Consider the following 19184-nt stretch of genomic DNA (forward strand, 5'->3'; position numbering starts at 1 on the left):
TAAAAGGGCTGCAACGAATTCTTTCCGCTGTGTCTCGCGGGTGTATTTCGGAGCGGGAGATCCTATTTAGAAGTCTTCCGCATCATGATTCCCCAGGACTTTTCCACAGATGACGAACTCTCCCGTTCCGGTTTTCGACGGTCATAACGACGTGCTCTTGCGTTTGCGCCTGAGCGACGCGAAGGATCCTGTCGGTGACTTTCTGGACGGGCGGAAGGATGGTCATATCGATCTGCCGCGCGCCCGCGAGGGTGGATTGGCCGGCGGTCTCTGCGCCATCTATGTGCCGTCGCCGTCCATGGCAAAGGACCAGAACGGCGATTTTCCGACCCCGGCTCAACCCGAGGCGCTGAACCAGACGATCGCCATGGCCCGGATCCTGTTGGATATCGAGCACCGTTCCAACGGCGGGGTCACGGTCTGTCGGACTGCGGACGATCTCCGCCGCTCGATTGCAACGGGCAGCTTTGCCGCTGTGATGCATATCGAGGGCGCCGAAGCAATTGCCGGGGATCTCGATGCGCTTTACGTGCTTCACCAAGCGGGCTTGCGAACTCTTGGTCCCGTCTGGAGCCGTCCGAACATCTTTGCCTATGGCGTTCCGTTCAAGTTCCCGTCAACGCCGGATATCGGCCCGGGCTTGAGTGACGCGGGACGAGACCTGATTCGTGCGTGCAACGACCTCAGGATTATGGTCGATCTGTCGCATTTGAACGAGGCCGGTTTCTGGGACGTCGCAAAAATCTCGAAGGCGCCGCTTGTCGCATCCCATTCCAATGCGCACGCGCTCTCTGCGCACAGCCGAAACCTCACGGACCGCCAGCTCGACGCGATCCGCGATACAGGCGGGCTCGTCGGCATCAATTTCGGTGTCCTGTTCTTGCGCGACGACGGGCGCAGAGACGAAAGCACGAGCCTCGATGTGCTTGTGCGGCACATTGACTATATCGCCGAGCGGATCGGAATCAATCACGTCGCGCTAGGCTCGGATTTCGACGGTACGACCGTGCCTTCGGACTTAAAAGATGCAAGCGGCCTTCCGCGCCTGATCGAAGCCCTGCGTAACCATGGCTTCTCGGACGAGGATATCGCGAAGATCTCATTCGAAAACTGGATCGACGTGCTGGACCGAAGCTGGGCTGCGTGAGCGGCACAAAGCAGCCGCCGGCAGATGTGCGAAACGTTGAAAGCGACCTGACCTGGCGTCAGACGCCAGCGCGAGCCGCGGGTTTCTCAAACGCCTGAGAGATGCGTTAGCGTGCCATCGCGTATTTGTAGGGTTGGCCGCGTTCCAGGGTGCTGCCCGACGGCAGGACGTAGGAAGCCGCAACGGCCAGGCTCACGACGGCGAACGATGCGGAAAGCAGAGCAATTTTCATGTGATAATCCCTCCCTCACATGCAGGGAGAAAGCTCTTGGCGCGAATTTGGTTCCCGGGGTCAGAAATGGTTTGCGGCGCCGATCGGCAGCCTCAGCATTCTTGCTTCTGTTCGCCGGGACAGATCCCAATTCCATTCTCGGTCACGACGAATGCAAGGCCCGCGCCTTCGAACGCCTGGCGCAGCTGAGCCTCGGTTGATCTGTGAATATCGTGTCGCTGGCCCTCGTAGTCGCGTACGGTGCTGCGCGACACGCCTGAGCGATCGGCAAGGTCCGACTGGGTCCAGTCGAGGAACCCTCGGGCCGCCCGGCAAAGCGCTGGAGACAATATACAAGTTTGCGCGGCTTGACCCATCGCTCTATTCTGCCCATATTGGTCAATACAAATCATATAGGTCAATTTTCGAGAGATTGCTAGTGGCGCGTATTGTGCGCTCTCAGGCCATCGAAACGCACGAGGAATAGAAACATTGGGATAACGCTGGGCCCATATTTCCTGCTTGTTCTTCTGGTTCTGCCGTTTGTCGGCAGTCTTGCTTCGGCATTTTTTCTGAAGACATCGTCGCGTGTGCTGCCATCCTGGACCGCCGGTGGGGTTTCGCTTGCGTGCCTTCTGATCGTCATTGCCTCCTACCCTTCGATCACGGAGGGCCAGGTTGTCCGTCTGACGTTCGAGTGGATCCCGCAGCTTGGGCTCGAGTTCAAGTTGCGACTTGATGGGTTCGCGTGGATGTTCGCGCTACTGATCGCCGGCATCGGTCTGCTGGTCGTCATCTATGCGCGATACTACATGTCCGAAGAGGACTCGGTTCCGCGCTTCTTCTCGTTCCTGCTGGCGTTCATGGGGGCCATGATGGGGATCGTGCTTTCCGGCAACGTCATCCTCCTCTCGATCTTCTGGGAACTGACGAGCATCTTCTCGTTCCTGTTGATCAGTTACTGGCACAACAGTTCCGCTGCCCGCGATGGTGCGCGTATGGCCCTGACGGTGACCGGCATCGGTGGGTTCTGCCTTCTCGTCGGCCTCCTGCTTCTCGGCAATATCGTCGGAAGCTACGACCTCGACAAGATCCTGGAGGCAGGCGACGTCATTCGTGCGCATTCCCTCTATGTCCCGGCACTCGTCTTCGTCCTGCTCGGCGCTCTGACAAAAAGCGCGCAGTTTCCGTTCCATTTTTGGCTGCCGAACGCGATGGCGGCGCCGACGCCGGTATCGGCCTATCTCCATTCTGCGACCATGGTAAAGGCCGGGGTCTTTCTCCTGGCGCGCATGTCTCCGGCGCTGTCCGGCAGTTACGAATGGTTCATTCTCGTCGGTGCAGCCGGCATGATCACGCTTCTGCTGGGCGCATACTTCGCGATGTTCCAGCAGGATCTGAAGGGTCTGCTCGCCTATTCCACGATCAGCCATCTCGGCCTGATCACCACGCTGCTCAGCCTCGGGAGCCCGCTGGCAACGGTCGCTGCGATCTTTCACATGCTGAACCATGCGACGTTCAAGGCGTCGCTGTTCATGGCAGCCGGTATCATCGACCACGAGACCGGTACGCGTGATATGCGAAAATTGAGCGGACTGTTCCGGTTCATGCCGATTACCGGCACACTTGCCATGGTCGCCAGTGCGGCGATGGCGGGCGTCCCGCTTTTGAACGGCTTCCTGTCGAAGGAGATGTTCTTCGCAGAAGCGGTCGAGACCCACGCGGACTCGTTCCTGGACCGCATCCTTCCTTACGTCGCCACTCTCGCCGGTGCGTTCAGCGTCGCCTATTCGCTTCGGTTCATCCACACGGTCTTTTTCGGGCCGAAGCCAGTTGGTCTTCCCAAGGAAAAGCCGCACGAGCCGCCGCACTGGATGCTGTTCCCGATCGAACTTCTGGTCGTCGCGTGTCTGGTCGTCGGCGTCATTCCGGCGATCGCCGTTGGACCGATCCTGCAGGCGGCCGCGATGGGCGTACTCGGGCCGGATACGCCTGAATACAGCCTTTCGATCTGGCACGGCTTCAACCTTCCGCTCGTTATGAGCATCGTTGCTCTTGTCGCCGGCGCGCTGATCTACATCCTCCTTCGAAATTATCTTGCGCAGTGCAAAGACGGTGCGCCCGTGTTCAGACGCTTCCGCGGACAGCGCATCTTCGAGCGTATCCTCGTCGAAGTCTCATGGCGCTGGGCAAGGCTCGCGGAGCGGCGGATCGGTACCCGCAAGCTGCAGCCGCAGTTGCGCTGGGTCGTGTTCACCGGCTTTGTCGCAGGTCTCTTGCCGCTCTGGCTCTCCGGGTTCGAACCACGGCCCTTCGTCTTCTCCGGGGTCGACAAGGCCTTTGCGGCTATTTGGCTGATTGGTATCTGTCTGGCGCTCGGCACTGCGTTTCTTGCGAAATATCACCGGCTTGCGGCGCTCGTTATGCTTGGCGGCGTCGGGCTGATCGTCTGCGTCACGTTCGTTTGGCTGTCGGCGCCCGATCTTGCAATCACGCAGCTTCTGGTCGAGATCATCACGACCGTGCTCATTCTTCTCGGTCTGCGCTGGTTGCCGAAGCGTAACGAAATCAACGATGCGCCGATTACCGTGCGTGCCCGGCTGAGACGCTTCCGGGATCTTGGCCTTGCCGTTTGCTGCGGTGTCGGCATGACCTTCGTGTCCTATGCGGTGATGACGATGCCAGTACCGGATGCGATCGCCACCTACTTCCTGGAAAACGCCTATTCGCAGGGCGGAGGCCGTAACGTCGTCAACGTGATCCTCGTGGACTTCCGCGGCTTCGATACGTTTGGCGAGATCGCCGTTCTCGGCGTCGTGGCGCTCACCGTCTATGCGTTGCTGCGCCGTTTCCGGCCGGCCGACGATACGATGGCAATGCCGGAACAGCAGCGGGCACAGAACCGCTTCGACGAAGAGCGGCCGGATCGGTCGGCGGGCGATACGGCTCGGGACTACATGCTGATCCCGTCGGTCATCATGCAGTGGCTCTTCCCTGTCATCATCATGTTCGCTGTCTATCTCTTCCTGCGTGGCCACGACATGCCGGGCGGCGGCTTCTCCGCCGGTCTGACGCTGTCGCTCGCCTTCCTGCTGCAGTATCTGGCCGGCGGAACGCGCTGGGCAGAAGATCGGATCCGAATTCTGCCGCTGCGCTGGATGGGTGCTGGTCTTCTGACTGCCGCCTTAACGGGTATTGGAGCCTGGGCTTTCGGCTACCCGTTCCTCACCTCGCACTTCCAGTATGTAGAGCTTCCGCTTGTCGGGAAAATGCCGGCGGCAACGGCGTTGCTGTTTGATCTCGGCGTCTTCTCGCTCGTCGTTGGCTCGACGGTTCTGATCATGGTGGCGTTGGCGCACCAGTCGATCCGCATCAATCGCCTGCGGGCAATCGATGCAGCAAAGACGAAGGAAACCTGATGGAAATCATTCTCTCCATCGCCATCGGCGTCATGACCTTTTGCGGCGTGTGGCTCATCCTGCGCCCACGGACCTATCAGGTCATCGTCGGGCTTTCCCTTCTGGCCTATGCCGTCAACCTGTTCATCTTCAGCGTGGGCGGGGTGAAGACCAATGTGCCGCCGGTTCTCGTGGACGGCACGGCAACCGCAAGCCTTGCGGATCCGGTGCCCCAGGCACTGGTGCTGACGGCAATTGTCATCGGATTTGCCACGACGGCACTGTTTCTGGTCGTGCTTCTCGCCTCCCGCGGCCTGACCGGCTCCGACCATGTTGACGGCAGGAGCGACCCGTCATGAACGGCTGGGCGCATCACCTCATCATAGCACCGATCCTGGTCCCGCTGCTTGCGGCGGCAGTGCTGTTGTTCATCGACGAACGACAGCGCGTTGCCAAGGCGATGGTCAGCCTGACGTCGGTGGTGATCCTCGTCTGCGTTTCGTTCGTGCTGTTTCGTATCGAGAGCGGTCCGAGTGATTTCGAAGGTGTCTACCTGCTCGGTAACTGGGCAGCCCCGTTCGGGATCGTGCTGGTGCTCGACGGACTGTCGGCGATGATGCTGCTCCTGACGGCGCTGGTGGCGCTTGCGTCGCTCGTCTATTCGATGGCCCGCTGGCATACGGTCGGCGCCCATTTCCACACCATGTTCCAGCTGCTGCTGATGGGGGTGGATGGTGCATTCCTCACCGGCGATCTCTTCAACCTCTTTGTTTTCTTCGAGGTGATGCTGGCTGCATCCTATGGTCTGCTTCTCCACGGCTCGGGTCCGCTGCGGGTGAAGGCCGGCCTCCATTACATCGCCGTCAATCTTGCGGCCGCACTTCTCTTCCTGATCGGTGTCAGCCTGATTTACGGAACAGCCGGCACGCTGAATATGGCCGACCTTGCCGCGCGCATTCCGCAGATCGAGCCGGACCGACGCATGCTGATGGAAGCCGGCGCCGGCGTGCTCGGGATCGCATTTCTCATCAAGGCCGGCATGTGGCCGCTCTGCTTCTGGCTTCCGACCGCCTATAGCGCCGCTTCGGCACCCGTCGCCGGCGTTTTCGCGATCCTCAGCAAGCTCGCCATCTATGTCATCTTGCGTCTGATCATGCTGCTGTTTGAAACCGGGCCATCGGCCGGGTTCGGATCGACATTCCTGCTCATCGGCGGTATCGCGACAGTGGTGTTTGGAACGATCGGCGTGCTCGCGTCGCAGGCCTTGGGCCGGTTGGCCGGATATTCGGTTCTGGTGTCGTCCGGCACGCTTCTGATGGTGCTCGGCATCAACGATGGTGCGGTCTCGTCCGGCGCACTCCTCTATCTCGTGAGCTCGACCCTGACGATCAGCGCCTTCTTCATGCTGATCGAACTTGTCGAGCGTGGTCAGGATGCGGGCGCTAGCGTCCTCACCGTGACGATGGAAGTCTACGGCGACGCCGACGACGATGAGCCGCAAGAGGGCGACGGGGTCACGATGCCCGGGACGATGGCGATCCTCGGCATATGCTTTGCAGCCTGTGCAATCCTTCTGTCCGGTCTGCCGCCGCTGTCTGGCTTTATCGCCAAATTCGCAATGTTGTCCGCGATGATGGGTACCGGCGCCATTGGCGTGCCGCCGACTGCTGCTGTCTGGACGCTCATCGTTCTCGTCATCCTGTCAGGCGTCGCAGCGCTTATCGCGATGACGCGTGTTGGCATCAGGACGTTCTGGAGCTCGATCGAGGGCACCGTGCCGCGGGTGCTGGTCATCGAGATCGTACCAGTCATGTTCCTTCTGAGCCTTACCCTTGTGCTGACGGTTCAGGCTGGACCTGCGATGCAGTACATGGACACGACGATACGGACCCTTGCCAGCCCGGAAAATTACATCAACGCCGTCAGAAACGCGACAGTCCTGAAGGGCGTCGCCGACAGCAACGGACAGGGAGGCGATTGATGTTTCCCTTCCCGATCCTTGCCGTCTTCCTGGTCCTCATGTGGCTGCTGCTGAACGGGTTCACGCTCGGCCACCTGATTATCGGCACGATGGTCGCAGTCTTTGCATGCTGGGCTATGGCTTCGCTGAGACCGGAGAAGCCGAGACTCGGCAAATGGTACCTTCTGCCGAAGCTTTTGGGGATGGTGCTCTACGACGTTGCAAAGTCGAACGCGCAGGTTGCCGCAGTCATCCTGAGGAGCGGTTCGCGGCGGCACAATCCGGCCTTCCTGACGATCCAGTTGCAGACGCACAACCATTTCTCGCTGGCGGTGCTCGCGATCGTTCTGACGAGCACGCCCGGCTCAGCCTGGCTGGAATACGATTCCAACGACAATACCGTGCTGTTGCATGTCCTCGATCTCGACGACGAGGCGAAGTGGCGCGATATGGTCAAGAACCGATATGAAAAGCTCTTGATGGAGATCTTCGTATGAGTGCCATCATCGTCTTCACAGCTGTGGCTGTCGCACAATTGATGCTGGCTGCGGCCATGGCTATCGCCTCTGTGCGCATGTTCGGCGGCCCGAGGGCGCAGGACAGGATCATTGCCTTGGACACGCTCTACATCAACGCGATGCTGATGCTCGTCACGTTCGGGATCGGCACGGGTCGGGTCATCTATTTCGAAGCGGCGCTGGTGATCGGCATGCTGGGTTTCGTGGCAACCGTTGCGCTCGCCAAATTTCTGATGCGGGGCGAGGTGATCGAATGAGTGAAGCCACAGATCTCCCGCTCTGGGCCGCCATCGCGGTCGCGGTCTTCCTGCTTGTCGGTGCAGCGCTGGCGCTGATCGGCGCGATCGGCTTTCTCCGGCTGCCGACGTTTTACGAGCGCATCCATGCGCCAACCCTCGGCACCAGCTGGGGTGTGGGCGGCGTCATGGTCGCGTCGATGATCTTTTTCTCCGTGACATCAGGCCGACCAATGATGCACGAGATCCTCATCGGGATCTTCGTCACGGTTACGACGCCGGCCACCTTCCTTCTCCTCGCACGCGCCGCGCTGCATCGAGACAGAGTTGAGAAGACGAAAGGCGTGCCGGAGAAACACCGCGCCGATATCGTAAACAACGATTGAGACGGATCTGTCCTGTGGTCCGGTCCGGTTGCGGGATTAGTCCGGCAGAAGGCCGATATGGTCGAGTTTCGCGCTGCGTGCGGCTCGTCCACCGGGAAGTCGTAGCGGCTCTTCCTCAATACCGTACCGAACCGCCATCATCAGGACATGGGTCCCAAGCATGTCCAGTCCTTCGGTGATCCGATTGCTTTCCAGAAGCTCCACGATGGCGATATGTTCAGCACTCGCATTTTTGCGCGTGGGCAGCGTGGAACGGTGCGATCGAAGTGCTGCGACCTTGCTCGACACGAGCTGGTAGGCGTTGAACAGATACGGGTTGCCGCAATTCTCCAGCGATGCATCGTGGAAATGATCATCAGCGCGGGCGGATCGATGGTTGTCGCCCGCCTCGCACGCCGCCATCATGTCTTCGGCAGCTGCCCGCATCGCCTTTAACGTTTCATCGCGACGACGCGACATGGCGAGGCGAACTGCCTCGATCTCGATCGTCTTGCGGAATTCGCACAGGTTTTCCGTGTCTTCGCGGGTCGGCAGGAAGACGAAGCTTCCCCTTTGCGGACGCACATCGATGAGGCCCTGCTGTTCAAGGGTAGCGAAGGCTTCTTTCACGGGGCTCCGACTGACGCCAAGCGTGGTCGCCAGCTTCTCTTCCGACAGTGCGTCACCCAGCTCGAGCTCGCCATCGATGATGGCTCGTCTCAGCCTCTCGGTCACCCTTGCGCCCAGCGAGGATCGTGGTTTTGCATCCATTCCTACGGTCCCTTCCTTCCCGGAGCGGATCATACGCTCCGACGCGGCATAACCGAATTCTGTACGCGCCCTCAGGGAGTGAGGCAACATTCCCTGAGGGCGCTTGTCAGGTGGAGATCTCGTCGAGGAAGCGCCGCGTGGCAGCCATTCCTATTTCGGCGCGCTGCATGAAGCTGAGCGCCGCGTCTCCTTTATGCGGGGTCTCGACGCTGATTACGACATCTGCGGGCAGGGCGGCCATCAGATCCTTCAACCACAGGCCGCCGTCGCCTGGAAACATCCGGGCAGTGCGTGCCTCGGCAATGCAACCGGCGTTGTCTGCCGGTTGCTCGGCTGGCGCGTCGCAAAGCTGGAGATACAGCGCCTGGCCCTTCGGCAGGCGCACGACATCAGCGGGGCTTCCGCCGGAGCGTGACAGGTGCAGCGCGTCTATCAGAAGGCCGACATTGTTCCGGCCCGTCGCACTCGCCAGGCGGCTTGCATCATGGATGTTGGCAGTGGAACGCCAGCGCATGAACTCGATCGCCATCTTGATGCCGTATTGCGAAGCCGCGTCGGCAATGCGGCCAAGATTGTCCGCTGCACGGGAAAGATCCGGGTCCTCGCAGGTGATCTGCATGACCGGCATTGCGAATTCACCGGCAGTCTCGATCACCGGAAGCCAGGTTTTGATGTCCGTCTCCGGCAGGAGGGTGAACACCTCGCCGTCGTAGAACGACATGCCCGTGTCCGACGCTGCAGCGTTGATTTCGCGGATCAGCTTCTGGTTCCCAACGATCGGATGGGCAAGCTCCAGCCCGTGCGGAGCGATCAGCCGCAGGCTGACGAGATCGTAACCGCAGGCGGCTGCGATCCTGACGTTCTCGACCGGAGGACAACCGAACACGGTCAGATAGGCGAGCGAAAGGGGATGTTGCCTGTACATACGCGTGGCCTCAATACGTCGCGCGCCCGCCGGAGACGTCGAAGACGGCGCCGGTCGAGAACGAGCATTCCTCAGACGCCAGCCAGTTGACGAGCGATGCGACTTCTTCCGCTTCGCCCAGGCGACCAACAGGGATCTTCGCTGTTACATAGGCTTTAAATTCCGGTGTCAGCTGGTTCATCATTTCCGTTTCGATCGCAGCCGGCGTCACGCAGTTGACGCGGATCTGCGTCGTTGCCAGTTCCTTGCCGATCGATTTCGTCAGGCCGATAACACCCGCCTTCGAAGCGGAGTAGGCGACCGCGTTGGGATTGCCTTCCTTGCCGGCGATCGAGGCGATATTGACGATGCGGCCATAGCCGGTCTTCAGCATTTGCCGAACCGCCGATTGGCAGCAGTAGAAGACCGCATCGAGATTGAGCGACATCACAAAACGCCAGCCGTCATGCGGGTAATCGACGAATTTTTCGAGCGGGCCGTTGTGACCGGCGCAGGTCACGAGAATGCCGAGCGGCCCCAGGTCCGCGACCGCTTGCACCGTAGCTTCCTCGACGGCTGCGGGGTCCATGACGTTGACCACATAACCCTTGGCGCCCGGAAGTTTGGCAGCAGCCTCTTCGACCCGTTCCTTGTTGATGTCCCATAGCGCGACCTTGTGGCCTTTGGCCGCAAGTCTTGCTGCGATCGGAAATCCGAGCCCGCCGGCTCCGCCGGTAACGATTGCGACGCGGGGTGTTTCCTGGTTCGCCATGATTGTCTCCTCCTGGCATTACGACCCGTTTCCCAAGAGCCGCTTTCTTCGTTTGTCGTCTTCACGCATCCGTATGACCGGAACCTTGCGCTTGACATTTGTAGCATACTAACATTCTAGTAAACTACATGGGTCGCAAATGACCGGCTTGTCAAGCGCTGAGGATGCAGGGCAAGTGAATGGGAGGAGAAGACGATGGGAATGAATGGCAACGCCTTTCTGGCGATCTGGCACGACATCGAAGAGGGCGGGCATGCCGAATATATCGAATGGCATACCCGTGAACATATGCCGGAGCGCCTTTCGATCCCGGGTTTCAGGACCGGCAAGCGGCTGCATGCTCCTGATGCGTCCCGCTACGCTTTCGGAACCGTCTATTCCGGCGAGACACTGGAGACGTTCCGTTCCCCCGACTACCTCGAGCGTTTGAACAACCCGACACCCTGGACGACGGCTGTTGCGCCAAGTTTCCGTAATTTTCTGCGCGTCGCCTGCGAACGCATTGCTGAAGCCGGCCATGGTGACGGTGGCAGCATGGCGACGATCCGCTTCGATCTCTCGGGCGACGATGGCGAAACCCGGCTGCGGGCAAGTGCTCAGGCACTCGCGGACGCGATGCTCGCGGTGCGTGGTGTCTCCTGCGTCCACGTCGGTGTTTCCCGCAACGAGGTTTCGAGCGTCCGCACCAAGGAAACCGAGCTGCGGGCTGTCATGAACGAGACTGTCTTCGACGTCGTCGTTCTGGTCGAGGGGTCGTCGAGCGCAGGACTGCGGGCGGCCTTGCCCGAGGTGGAGCGGCTGGCAGTTGAAAGCGGCATCCTTCAAGCGCCGGTCACTGATATCTATGAGACCGCCTTCTCCCTCACCTCGGAAGATATGCGGGGCGTGACATGACCCGCATACTTGTGACGGGAGGCGCCGGTTTTCTCGGCGGCTGGATCCTCAAGGCGCTGAAGGCCGAAGGCCATGACGTGCGGATTTTCGATCGCTCGACCGACCGCCGCATGTTGCGGGAAATCGCTGGCGACGAAGCGGATCACGTCGAGTGGTTTGAGGGCGATATTACCGATGGCGCCGCGGTCAAATCCGCCGCCAAAGATTGCGCATCCATTATTCATCTCGCCGCTCTGTTGACGCCAGCCTGCAAGAACGACCCGGTCCTAGGCGCGACGGTGAACCTGATCGGCACGCTGAATGCGTTCGAAGCGGCCAAGGCAAACGGGATCGCGCGGATTGCCTATGCCAGCAGCGCTGCCGTCTTTGGCCCCGATGACGGCTCGACGCCACATCCGGTCACGCATTACGGCGCCTTCAAGCTTGCCTGCGAAGGGAGCGCCCGCGCGTATTGGGCGGATGCTGGTATCTCAAGCATTGGCCTTCGCCCGACGGTTGTCTACGGGCCTGGGCGCGAAAGCGGGCTGACGGCGGGCCCAACGCTTGCCTGCCGCGAAGCGGTTCTCGGCAATGCCTACACGATCGGATATTCCGGTCCGCAGGATCTCGTTTTCGTCGCCGATGTTGCAGCAGCCTTCGCGGCGGCGGCAACAAGACCGTTCGAGGGCGCGCATGCGTTTTCGGTTGGCGGTGCCTGCGAGGACGTCCCGGACGTGATCGCAGCGATCAGGGCCGAGATCCCCGGCGCAAACATTGATTTTGGCGGCCCAGCCGTGCCGATGGCGCCGGATATCAAAGCCACCGACAATCAGGCTCTGCTGGGCCCGATCCCCGTTACGCTGCTCCGGCAGGGAATATCACAGACCATCGCCCATTACCGATCGATCGCGGGGAGGGGCTGATGACCGTCCGCAGCGACATATCGCAGGATCATGTCGGTCATGGTTTCCAGGCGTGCCTCGACCGCGTCTGCAGCCATGAGGTCGCGTCCGAACAGGACCTTCAGCGTGTGGCGATTGGAAACATAGGTAAAGCCGAGGGCGGAAATCGAGATGTAGAGATCGAGAGGGTCCACGCGTCGGAAAAGGCCCTTTGCGACCCCGATATCGAGGATCGTCGAGACCTTCGTCACGACCGAGCTGTTAAGCCCCTTCATGTCGCCGGCCGACTGCAGATGCGCTGCGCCGTGCAGGTTTTCGGTGTTGATCATTCGCACGAAGGCGGGGTTGTCGATATAATACCGGAAGGTAAAGCCGATCAGCGCCTTCATCGCACCGACGGGATCTTCCGGATCGAGCACGAGCGCGTCTTCGGCACTGCGGATGCCGGTGTAAAGATGCTCCATCGCGGCAAGGTAGAGATCCTCCTTGCTGCCGAAGTAGTGGTAGACCATGGCCTTGTTGGAATTCGCGCGCTGAGCGATGCGATCGACCCGTGCGCCACCGATACCGTAGGTCGAAAATTCCGTGATTGCCGATTCCAGCAAAAAGCGTCTGCGCCTTTCCGGCGATCTTTGGCCCGGGTCAAGACTCGTATCAGTGGACATGTTTTCGGTGGTCGTCATCTCAATTCCTCGGCCTCTCGGCCCCGTTACCACAGCAGGCAACAGGGAGCAGCGGCTTACGTGTAAGCAATCAATCCGCGAGCAGGAATAGCACGTCGATTGACATCAACCAACTGGTTGGTTAATTGAATTACGGGTATTTCCGTTTGGGCTGCGAAGAGGAGTCGCCGCCCAGGCATCAAAAGGCATCAACCCTGAGGAGGACATTTCATGCCAGGCAAATTTTCATTCCGCACACTCGCATTGACGCTGGTTGCGGGCGTCAGCATGGCGCTTGGCGCATCTGCTGCCCACGCGCAGGCTCTTGAGAAGATCAAGAGCGCCGGCGTCATCCGGGTCGGCGTCATGGGCGAACAGGCACCATGGGGCTCGATCGACGCCAGCGGCCAGAACATCGGCTATGACGTCGATGTGGCCAAGCTGATCGGCGAGGAAATGGGCGTCAAGGTCGAGTTCGTACCGAACGCCGTCTCGGCCCGCATCCCGAACCTTCTGACCGGCAAGGTCGATCTGCAGATGGCCGTCATGGGCATGTATCCGGATCGCGCCAAGGCCGTGCAGTTCAGCAAGCCTTATGCAGGACTGAAGATCATTCTTCTGTCGAGCGCCAAGAACAAGATCACCGCGATCGAGGACGCGAAGAGCCTGCGCATCGGCGTGCCACGCGGCGCGGCACAGGACAAGGCGATCACCACCCTTCTGGGTGACGTTCCCAACATCCGCCGCTTCGACGACGACAGCTCCAACATCCAGGCTCTCGTCTCCGGTCAGGTCGATGCGATCGGTGGCAACACGACCTACAAGATCAACCTCGACCGCGCATCGCCAGGCAACGACTACGAACAGAAGCTGGTCTTCAACGAACAGTGGATGGGCGTTACCACCAAGCTTGGCGACAAGGAAATCAACGACTGGCTGAACAAGTTCATCGACAAGATCAAGGCCGATGGCCGTCTCGAAGCGATCAACAAGAAGTGGCTGGCAGCAGACGCGCTTCCTAATTTCCCGGAAAAGCTCGAGGGCATCCCCTTCACCGTACAGTAAAAGTTAGCGTCGATTCCACGACCGCATGACGAAACGGGGCGCGCAGCCGCGATTGGACAAGCGCGCCTCGATCTGCAGCAAAAGGCATGGACATGCGCACGATCTTTATCCTGAACGGACCCAATCTTAATCTTCTCGGTCAGCGCGAGCCGGATATCTACGGACGCACGACACTCGACGAAATCCGTGGCTGGCTCGAAGCGGACGCTGCCGAACTCGGCGTCGCGATCGACTTCCGCCAGTCGAATTTCGAAGGCGAGATCATCGAATCCATTCATGCGGCGCGCCATGATGCCGCCGGCATCATCATCAATCCGGCGGCCTATACGTTCACGTCGATCGCAATTCTGGATGCGCTGAAGACCTTCGACAAGCCGAAGATCGAGCTGCACATTTCCAACGTGCACCAGCGCGAGGAAATCTATCACAAGTCGCTCGTCTCGAAGACCGCGACGGCAGTCATGGCGGGCTTCGGTGCCTACGGCTATCGCCTCGCTCTGCGAGCCATGGCGGAGATGACGCAATGACCCGCATCGGTCTGATGGGTGCCGGTCTGATCGGCCGCGAACATGCCGACCTCTTGGTGTCCAACCGCCGCGCCGAGTTAGCCGCGATCTGCGATCCGTCACCCGCCGCAGCAGAACTCGCCGCGCGGCACTCCGTCCCGTACTTCACCGACTACGACACCATGCTCGATGAGGCAAAGCTCGACGGCGCCATCATTGCGCTGCCGAACAATCTTCATACACCGGCCGCTCTCGCCTGCATCGAGCGCGGCGTGCCCTGCATGATCGAGAAGCCGATTGCCGAAAGCATTGCTTCGGCCGCCCGCATCGTTGAGGCGTCGGAGCGAGGCGGGGTGCCCGTTCTTGTCGGTCATCAGCGTCGCCACAGCCCCGACATCCGTTCCGCCAAACGCGCCATCGACGCCGGAGAGCTCGGACCGTTGGTCGCCGTCAATGGCATGACCCTGTTCGACAAGCCGGACGATTATTTCAACACCGAATGGCGCCGCAAGCGCGGCGGCGGCGTGTTGTTGATCAACCTCATCCACGATATCGACGTCCTGCGCTATCTGGTCGGCGAGATTGAAAGCATCCGCGCCTTCACGTCCTCGGCCCGCCGCGGCTTTGAGGTCGAAGACACGGCAAGCATTTCGATCCGCTTCGTCAACGGCGTGCTCGGCACGTTCCTGATCTCGGACGCAGCCGTCAGCCCCTGGGCCTGGGAATATACGTCCGGGCAGGCGCTTTATCATCCGGCACAGCCCGGTCCCTGCCTTTTCCTCGCCGGACGAAAGGCAGCACTGTCTGTCTCCGACATGTATTTGTGGCGGCACGCGGAAGAAAACGATCACTGGCAGCATCCGCTGGTTCGCGAATACCGCCCCGGCGATGGCTCGCTGACCTATGTCAACCAGCTTGACCACTTCGTCGATGTGATCCGTGGCGATGCGACGCCGCTGATCAGCGCACGCGATGGCATGTCGACGCTTGCGGCAACACTTGCAGTCGATCTCGCCGGACGCGAGGATCGCACGGTGACGCTCGCCGAAATGCTTGCACCGACAAAGGTGGCCGCATGAAGAAGACATGGTCCCTCTCTTTTCTTACCGGGCTCGGCGTCGCACCCGAAGAGGCCGTGCGTGCGGCGGCTGAGGCCGGGTACGACTATCTCGGCCTGCGCCTGATGCCGGCCTTTCCCGGCGGTCTTGCCTATCCGCTGATGGATGACCCGGCGCGCGTGAAATCCCTGATAAGCCTCATGGGCGACAGCGGCATCGCTGTCTTCGATGTCGAGATGATCCGGATTTCGCCGGACTTCGATCCGGAACCGCTGCTGCCGTTTCTTGAATGTGCCGGCCAACTCGGCGCCCGCGCCATTCTTGTTGCCGGTGACGATGCCGACGAGGGTCGTCTGACAGCCTCCTTTGTCAAACTCTGCGAGGCGGCACGTCCGTTCGGCCTGTCGATGGATCTGGAGTTCATGCCGCAATCGGAGCTGCGGGATCTCGCAGCCGCCACCCGCGTCCTGAGCGCGGCCGACCAGCCGAACCAAGGCGTCATCATCGATACGCTGCATGTCTCGCGGGCCCGCACGACCATCGAAGAGATCACTGCTGTGCCGCGCAAGTGGTTGAACTACGCGCAGATCTGCGACGCTCCGGCCAAGATCCCGGAGACGCGGGAAGAACTGAACTACACGGCCCGCCACGCGCGGCTTTTGCCGGGCGAGGGGGAGTTGGACCTTGCCGGCATGTTTGCCGCCATGCCGGCCGATCTGCCGGTCGCCGTGGAAATTCCCAACGACGAGCAGTCGGCGAGCCTGTCCGCCGCCGAATGGGCCAAGCGAACGCTGATTGCGTCGCGCAGAATTCTCGAACCCGAATCCGACGAGGGCCAATGACCGGCTTGCAAATAAAGACCATCCAGGGCGTGGATATCCCGAGCCTCGGTTTCGGCACATTCGAACTGAAAGGACCGGAAGGCGAGGCGGCGATTCGTACCGCCATCGAACTCGGTTACCGCCAGATCGATACCGCGATACGCTATGGAAACGAGGTCGAAGTCGGCAACGCCATTCGCGAAAGCGGCGTGGCACGGGGAGAGCTCTTCGTCACCACCAAGATCTGGTTCAACGATCTTGACCCGGAAACGGTCGCCGCCCGCGTTGATGAGAGCTTGGAACGGCTGGGTTTCGACTATGTCGATCTGCTCCTCGTTCACTGGCCGACCAAAGACGTGCCCCTTGGCGAAACGCTTGGTGCATTTGCGCAGGCAAAAGCCAAGGGCAAAACAAGGCTGATCGGTGTCAGCAATTTCACCGTGGCACTGCTCGACGAGGCGCTCGACGTCCACAAGGCCGAGCTGTTTTGCAATCAGGTCGAATATCATCCATTCCTGTCGCAGGAAAAACTGCTCGAGCGCATGCGCCGGGCCGACATCCTGCTCAATGCCTATCAGCCGATTGCCCGCGGCAAGGTGTTCAGCTCCAAGCTGCTGACCGAGCTCGGAGCGAAGTACGGCAAATCGGCGGGTCAGATAGCGTTGCGCTGGCATGTCCAGCAAGACCATGTCGGTGCCATTCCGCGCTCCGCGAAGGCCGAAAACATCAAGTCTAATATGGACATATTCGATTTCGAACTGTCGTTGGAAGATATGGCTGCCATTCATGCGCTGGCGCGTGGCGAGCGCTATTCCCGTTTCGAGTGGGAACCCGACTGGGACTGACAAGCTGCGATGACGAAGGCAATGAGGGAGGTAGAACATGACACTTGATTTCAGCGTCGTCACCGATGTTTGGCAATCGCTGGTCTATGGCACGTTGGGAACCTTGTTCCTGGCCGTGGCCGGCATGATAATCGCAACCATCATCGGCGTGCTGGGCGTGGCGATCCTCAGAACGCACATGGTCATCCCGTCCTTCCTCGTCACAGCTTTCGTCGAGGTGATCCGCAACACGCCTTTCCTTGTGCAGATCTACTTCATCTTCTTCGCGCTGCCACTCGCCGGCGTCCGGCTCAATCCCACCATGACCGCTGTTCTGGCACTGGGGTTGAACGGCGGTGCCTATGCGATCGAGATCATACGCGGCGGTGTGGAAAGCATTCCCAAGGGACAGACCGAAGCCGGTCTGGCGCTCGGGCTCCACAACCACGAAGTCTTCCGGATGATCGTGCTGAAGCCGGCGCTGCGGGCCATCTATCCGTCGCTGTCGAGCCAGTTCATCCTGCTGACGCTGACGACGGCGATCTGCACCTCGATTTCGGCATACGAACTGACATCGGTCGGCCAGCGCATCGAGGCTGAAACCTTCCGCAGTTTCGAGACCTATTTCACCCTGACCGGCATCTATCTCGTCATTTCGATGGTGACCATGTGGACGCTTGCCGCCATCGGCCGGCGTGCATTCAACTATCCGCAGCGCTGAGGAGGACCAGGATATGGGATACCAAGAACTGACCTACCTGCTGCAAGGCCTCGGCTGGACACTGGTCCTGACCGCCATGGCCTTTGTCGGCGGCATCATCTCGGGCGTCATCGTAGCGCTGATGCGGGTGTCGAGGATCGCCTTGGTCCGTTATATCGCGATCGGCTGGATCGGGCTCTTCCAGGGCACGCCGCTTTTGATGCAGCTCTTCGTCGCCTATTTCGGCCTGCCGCTTCTGGGCTTCGATCTGCCCGGTTGGGCCGCCGTCGGTATCGCGCTGACCGCGCATGCTTCGGCATTTCTGGGCGAAATCTGGCGCGGCGCGATCGAAGCCGTGCCGAAGGGCCAGACCGAAGCCGCCGATGCGCTTGGCCTCCACACTCGCAGCCTGATGTTCGACGTCATCATGCCGCAGGCGTTCAAGCTGTCGCTGCCGGCGACTGTCGGCTTCCTGGTCCAGCTTCTGAAAGGCACGTCGCTTGCTGCCATCGTCGGCTTCATCGAGCTGACGCGTGCCGGTTCGATCGTCTCCAACCAGATCTACCAACCGCTTCTCGTGTTCGGCGTCGTCGGCGCCATGTATTTCGCAATGTGTTGGCCGCTGTCCCTGTGGGGACGACGCATCGAGCGGCGTATGTCCGCCGGTTTGGCAAGATAGAGTAGGGAATATGACCATGGCAATTGTGACCAAAACCGATGCGCAGCCGACCGGCAAAGAGCCGATGATCATGATGCGCGACGTGGAGAAGTGGTACGGCGCATTCTACGCCCTCAAGAAAGTCAACCTGACGGTGGCGAAGGGCGAAAAGATCGTTCTCTGCGGTCCGTCGGGGTCGGGCAAGTCGACGCTGATCCGATGCATCAACCGGCTGGAAGCGAGCCAGGGTGGCGAGATCGTCGTATCAGGCCATACCGTGAAAGACGACCAGAAGGCGATCGATGCGGTGCGTCGCGAAGTCGGCATGGTGTTTCAGCAGTTCAACCTGTTTCCGCACAAGACTGTGCTCGAAAACTGCATTCTCGCACCCATGCGCGTGCGCAAACTGTCGCGTCCCGAGGCGGAAAAGACGGCCCGCAAATATCTGGAACGGGTCCGCATCGGCGATCAGGCGGACAAGTACCCGGCCCAGCTTTCCGGCGGCCAACAGCAGCGCGTCGCGATTGCGCGTGCTCTCTGCATGGAACCCAAGGCAATGCTGTTTGACGAACCAACGTCGGCTCTCGACCCTGAAATGGTCAAGGAAGTACTCGATACGATGGTCTCGCTCGCCCGCGATGGTATGACGATGATCTGCGTCACGCACGAAATGGGTTTCGCCCGCCAGGTCGCCGACCGCGTCATCTTCATGGCCGACGGCGAGATCGTCGAGGAAAATGATCCCGAAAGTTTCTTTAGCGCTCCGGCTCATCCCCGTACCCGGGCATTCCTGGGCGAGATCCTGTCGCATCATTAATCGTGAAGAGTAAAGT

General features: G+C 60.4%; 23 protein-coding genes. 17 read left to right on the forward strand and 6 right to left on the reverse strand.

The window, feature by feature from the left end; all coding sequences use genetic code 11:
- Positions 1-109: 109 nt before the first annotated feature.
- Complete coding sequence (locus tag ASG19_RS15150; RefSeq protein ID WP_062458991.1) at positions 110-1147, forward strand: dipeptidase; 1038 nt, start codon at positions 110-112, stop codon at positions 1145-1147.
- Between the two features lie 106 nt (positions 1148-1253).
- Here the strand turns inward: ASG19_RS15150 and ASG19_RS24635 are convergent, their stop codons facing one another.
- Positions 1254-1379 carry a hypothetical protein gene (locus tag ASG19_RS24635; RefSeq protein WP_256413830.1) on the reverse strand — a complete coding sequence of 42 codons (126 nt, stop codon included), beginning with the start codon at positions 1377-1379 and terminating at the stop codon, positions 1254-1256.
- Positions 1380-1471: 92 nt separating this feature from the next.
- Entirely contained in the window at positions 1472-1780 is a 309-nt protein-coding gene (locus ASG19_RS15155) for a helix-turn-helix transcriptional regulator (RefSeq protein WP_062458994.1), read from the reverse strand.
- Positions 1781-1855: 75 nt separating this feature from the next.
- On the opposite strand from ASG19_RS15155, the gene ASG19_RS15160 reads away from it, so the two are divergent.
- Genes ASG19_RS15160 through mnhG form a run of 6 tightly spaced genes read left to right on the forward strand, consistent with a single transcriptional unit; the run spans position 1856 to position 7856 of the window.
- On the forward strand, positions 1856-4777 hold the full coding sequence (locus tag ASG19_RS15160) for a monovalent cation/H+ antiporter subunit A (RefSeq protein ID WP_062460397.1): 2922 nt from the start codon (positions 1856-1858) through the stop codon (positions 4775-4777).
- Positions 4777-5115, forward strand: a complete 339-nt coding sequence (locus ASG19_RS15165; RefSeq protein ID WP_062458996.1) for a Na+/H+ antiporter subunit C — start codon at positions 4777-4779, stop codon at positions 5113-5115. Before ASG19_RS15160 ends, ASG19_RS15165 begins: the two co-directional genes overlap by 1 nt.
- On the forward strand, positions 5112-6737 hold the full coding sequence (locus ASG19_RS15170; protein WP_062458999.1) for a monovalent cation/H+ antiporter subunit D: 1626 nt from the start codon (positions 5112-5114) through the stop codon (positions 6735-6737). Before ASG19_RS15165 ends, ASG19_RS15170 begins: the two co-directional genes overlap by 4 nt.
- A complete protein-coding gene (locus tag ASG19_RS15175) occupies positions 6737-7213 on the forward strand; it encodes a Na+/H+ antiporter subunit E (RefSeq protein ID WP_062459002.1) in 477 nt (158 codons plus the stop codon). Before ASG19_RS15170 ends, ASG19_RS15175 begins: the two co-directional genes overlap by 1 nt.
- Positions 7210-7491 (forward strand): K+/H+ antiporter subunit F, encoded by a 282-nt coding sequence (locus ASG19_RS15180; RefSeq protein ID WP_062459005.1) that lies wholly within the window; start codon positions 7210-7212, stop codon positions 7489-7491. The genes ASG19_RS15175 and ASG19_RS15180 overlap by 4 nt, the downstream gene beginning before the upstream one ends.
- Positions 7488-7856, forward strand: coding sequence for a monovalent cation/H(+) antiporter subunit G (gene mnhG, locus ASG19_RS15185; protein ID WP_062459008.1), 369 nt, complete (start codon positions 7488-7490; stop codon positions 7854-7856). The genes ASG19_RS15180 and mnhG overlap by 4 nt, the downstream gene beginning before the upstream one ends.
- A 36-nt stretch (positions 7857-7892) precedes the next feature.
- Here the strand turns inward: mnhG and ASG19_RS15190 are convergent, their stop codons facing one another.
- The 3 genes from ASG19_RS15190 to ASG19_RS15200 all read right to left on the reverse strand — a co-directional run bounded on the left by ASG19_RS15190 (position 7893) and on the right by ASG19_RS15200 (position 10282).
- Positions 7893-8606 carry a GntR family transcriptional regulator gene (locus ASG19_RS15190; RefSeq protein ID WP_062459011.1) on the reverse strand — a complete coding sequence of 238 codons (714 nt, stop codon included), beginning with the start codon at positions 8604-8606 and terminating at the stop codon, positions 7893-7895.
- Positions 8607-8712: 106 nt separating this feature from the next.
- Positions 8713-9531: a TIM barrel protein gene (locus tag ASG19_RS15195; protein WP_062459014.1), complete on the reverse strand. Its 819-nt coding sequence runs from the start codon at positions 9529-9531 to the stop codon at positions 8713-8715.
- Between the two features lie 10 nt (positions 9532-9541).
- Positions 9542-10282, reverse strand: coding sequence for an SDR family NAD(P)-dependent oxidoreductase (locus ASG19_RS15200; protein ID WP_062459017.1), 741 nt, complete (start codon positions 10280-10282; stop codon positions 9542-9544).
- 195 nt (positions 10283-10477) lie between these two features.
- Here ASG19_RS15200 and ASG19_RS15205 point away from each other — a divergent pair, with 195 nt between their 5' ends.
- Together ASG19_RS15205 and ASG19_RS15210 are read left to right on the forward strand one after the other, a co-directional pair.
- A complete protein-coding gene (locus ASG19_RS15205) occupies positions 10478-11176 on the forward strand; it encodes a hypothetical protein (protein ID WP_062459020.1) in 699 nt (232 codons plus the stop codon).
- The gene (locus ASG19_RS15210; RefSeq protein WP_062459023.1) at positions 11173-12078 is read left to right on the forward strand and encodes an NAD(P)-dependent oxidoreductase; all 906 of its coding nucleotides are present in this window, start codon (positions 11173-11175) and stop codon (positions 12076-12078) included. Before ASG19_RS15205 ends, ASG19_RS15210 begins: the two co-directional genes overlap by 4 nt.
- On the opposite strand, the gene ASG19_RS15215 is transcribed toward ASG19_RS15210, so the two are convergent.
- Complete coding sequence (locus ASG19_RS15215; protein WP_162237931.1) at positions 12051-12662, reverse strand: TetR family transcriptional regulator; 612 nt, start codon at positions 12660-12662, stop codon at positions 12051-12053. The genes ASG19_RS15210 and ASG19_RS15215 overlap by 28 nt on opposite strands.
- A 288-nt stretch (positions 12663-12950) precedes the next feature.
- On the opposite strand from ASG19_RS15215, the gene ASG19_RS15220 reads away from it, so the two are divergent.
- From ASG19_RS15220 to ASG19_RS15255, 8 genes are all read left to right on the forward strand, one after another.
- A complete protein-coding gene (locus ASG19_RS15220; protein ID WP_082471667.1) occupies positions 12951-13784 on the forward strand; it encodes a transporter substrate-binding domain-containing protein in 834 nt (277 codons plus the stop codon).
- Positions 13785-13876: 92 nt separating this feature from the next.
- Complete coding sequence (aroQ, locus tag ASG19_RS15225; protein WP_062460400.1) at positions 13877-14311, forward strand: type II 3-dehydroquinate dehydratase; 435 nt, start codon at positions 13877-13879, stop codon at positions 14309-14311.
- Entirely contained in the window at positions 14308-15369 is a 1062-nt protein-coding gene (locus ASG19_RS15230) for a Gfo/Idh/MocA family oxidoreductase (protein ID WP_062459031.1), read from the forward strand. The genes aroQ and ASG19_RS15230 overlap by 4 nt, the downstream gene beginning before the upstream one ends.
- Positions 15366-16190: a TIM barrel protein gene (locus ASG19_RS15235; RefSeq protein ID WP_062459034.1), complete on the forward strand. Its 825-nt coding sequence runs from the start codon at positions 15366-15368 to the stop codon at positions 16188-16190. Before ASG19_RS15230 ends, ASG19_RS15235 begins: the two co-directional genes overlap by 4 nt.
- Positions 16187-17014, forward strand: a complete 828-nt coding sequence (locus tag ASG19_RS15240; protein WP_062459037.1) for an aldo/keto reductase — start codon at positions 16187-16189, stop codon at positions 17012-17014. The genes ASG19_RS15235 and ASG19_RS15240 overlap by 4 nt, the downstream gene beginning before the upstream one ends.
- A gap of 37 nt (positions 17015-17051) precedes the next feature.
- A complete protein-coding gene (locus tag ASG19_RS15245; protein WP_062459040.1) occupies positions 17052-17714 on the forward strand; it encodes an amino acid ABC transporter permease in 663 nt (220 codons plus the stop codon).
- Positions 17715-17727: 13 nt separating this feature from the next.
- On the forward strand, positions 17728-18372 hold the full coding sequence (locus ASG19_RS15250; RefSeq protein WP_062459043.1) for an amino acid ABC transporter permease: 645 nt from the start codon (positions 17728-17730) through the stop codon (positions 18370-18372).
- Between the two features lie 16 nt (positions 18373-18388).
- Positions 18389-19168 (forward strand): amino acid ABC transporter ATP-binding protein, encoded by a 780-nt coding sequence (locus ASG19_RS15255; protein WP_280136953.1) that lies wholly within the window; start codon positions 18389-18391, stop codon positions 19166-19168.
- Positions 19169-19184: the final 16 nt, after the last annotated feature.

This window comes from Rhizobium sp. Leaf306 (assembly GCF_001423425.1).
Taxonomy (GTDB): domain Bacteria; phylum Pseudomonadota; class Alphaproteobacteria; order Rhizobiales; family Rhizobiaceae; genus Neorhizobium; species Neorhizobium soli.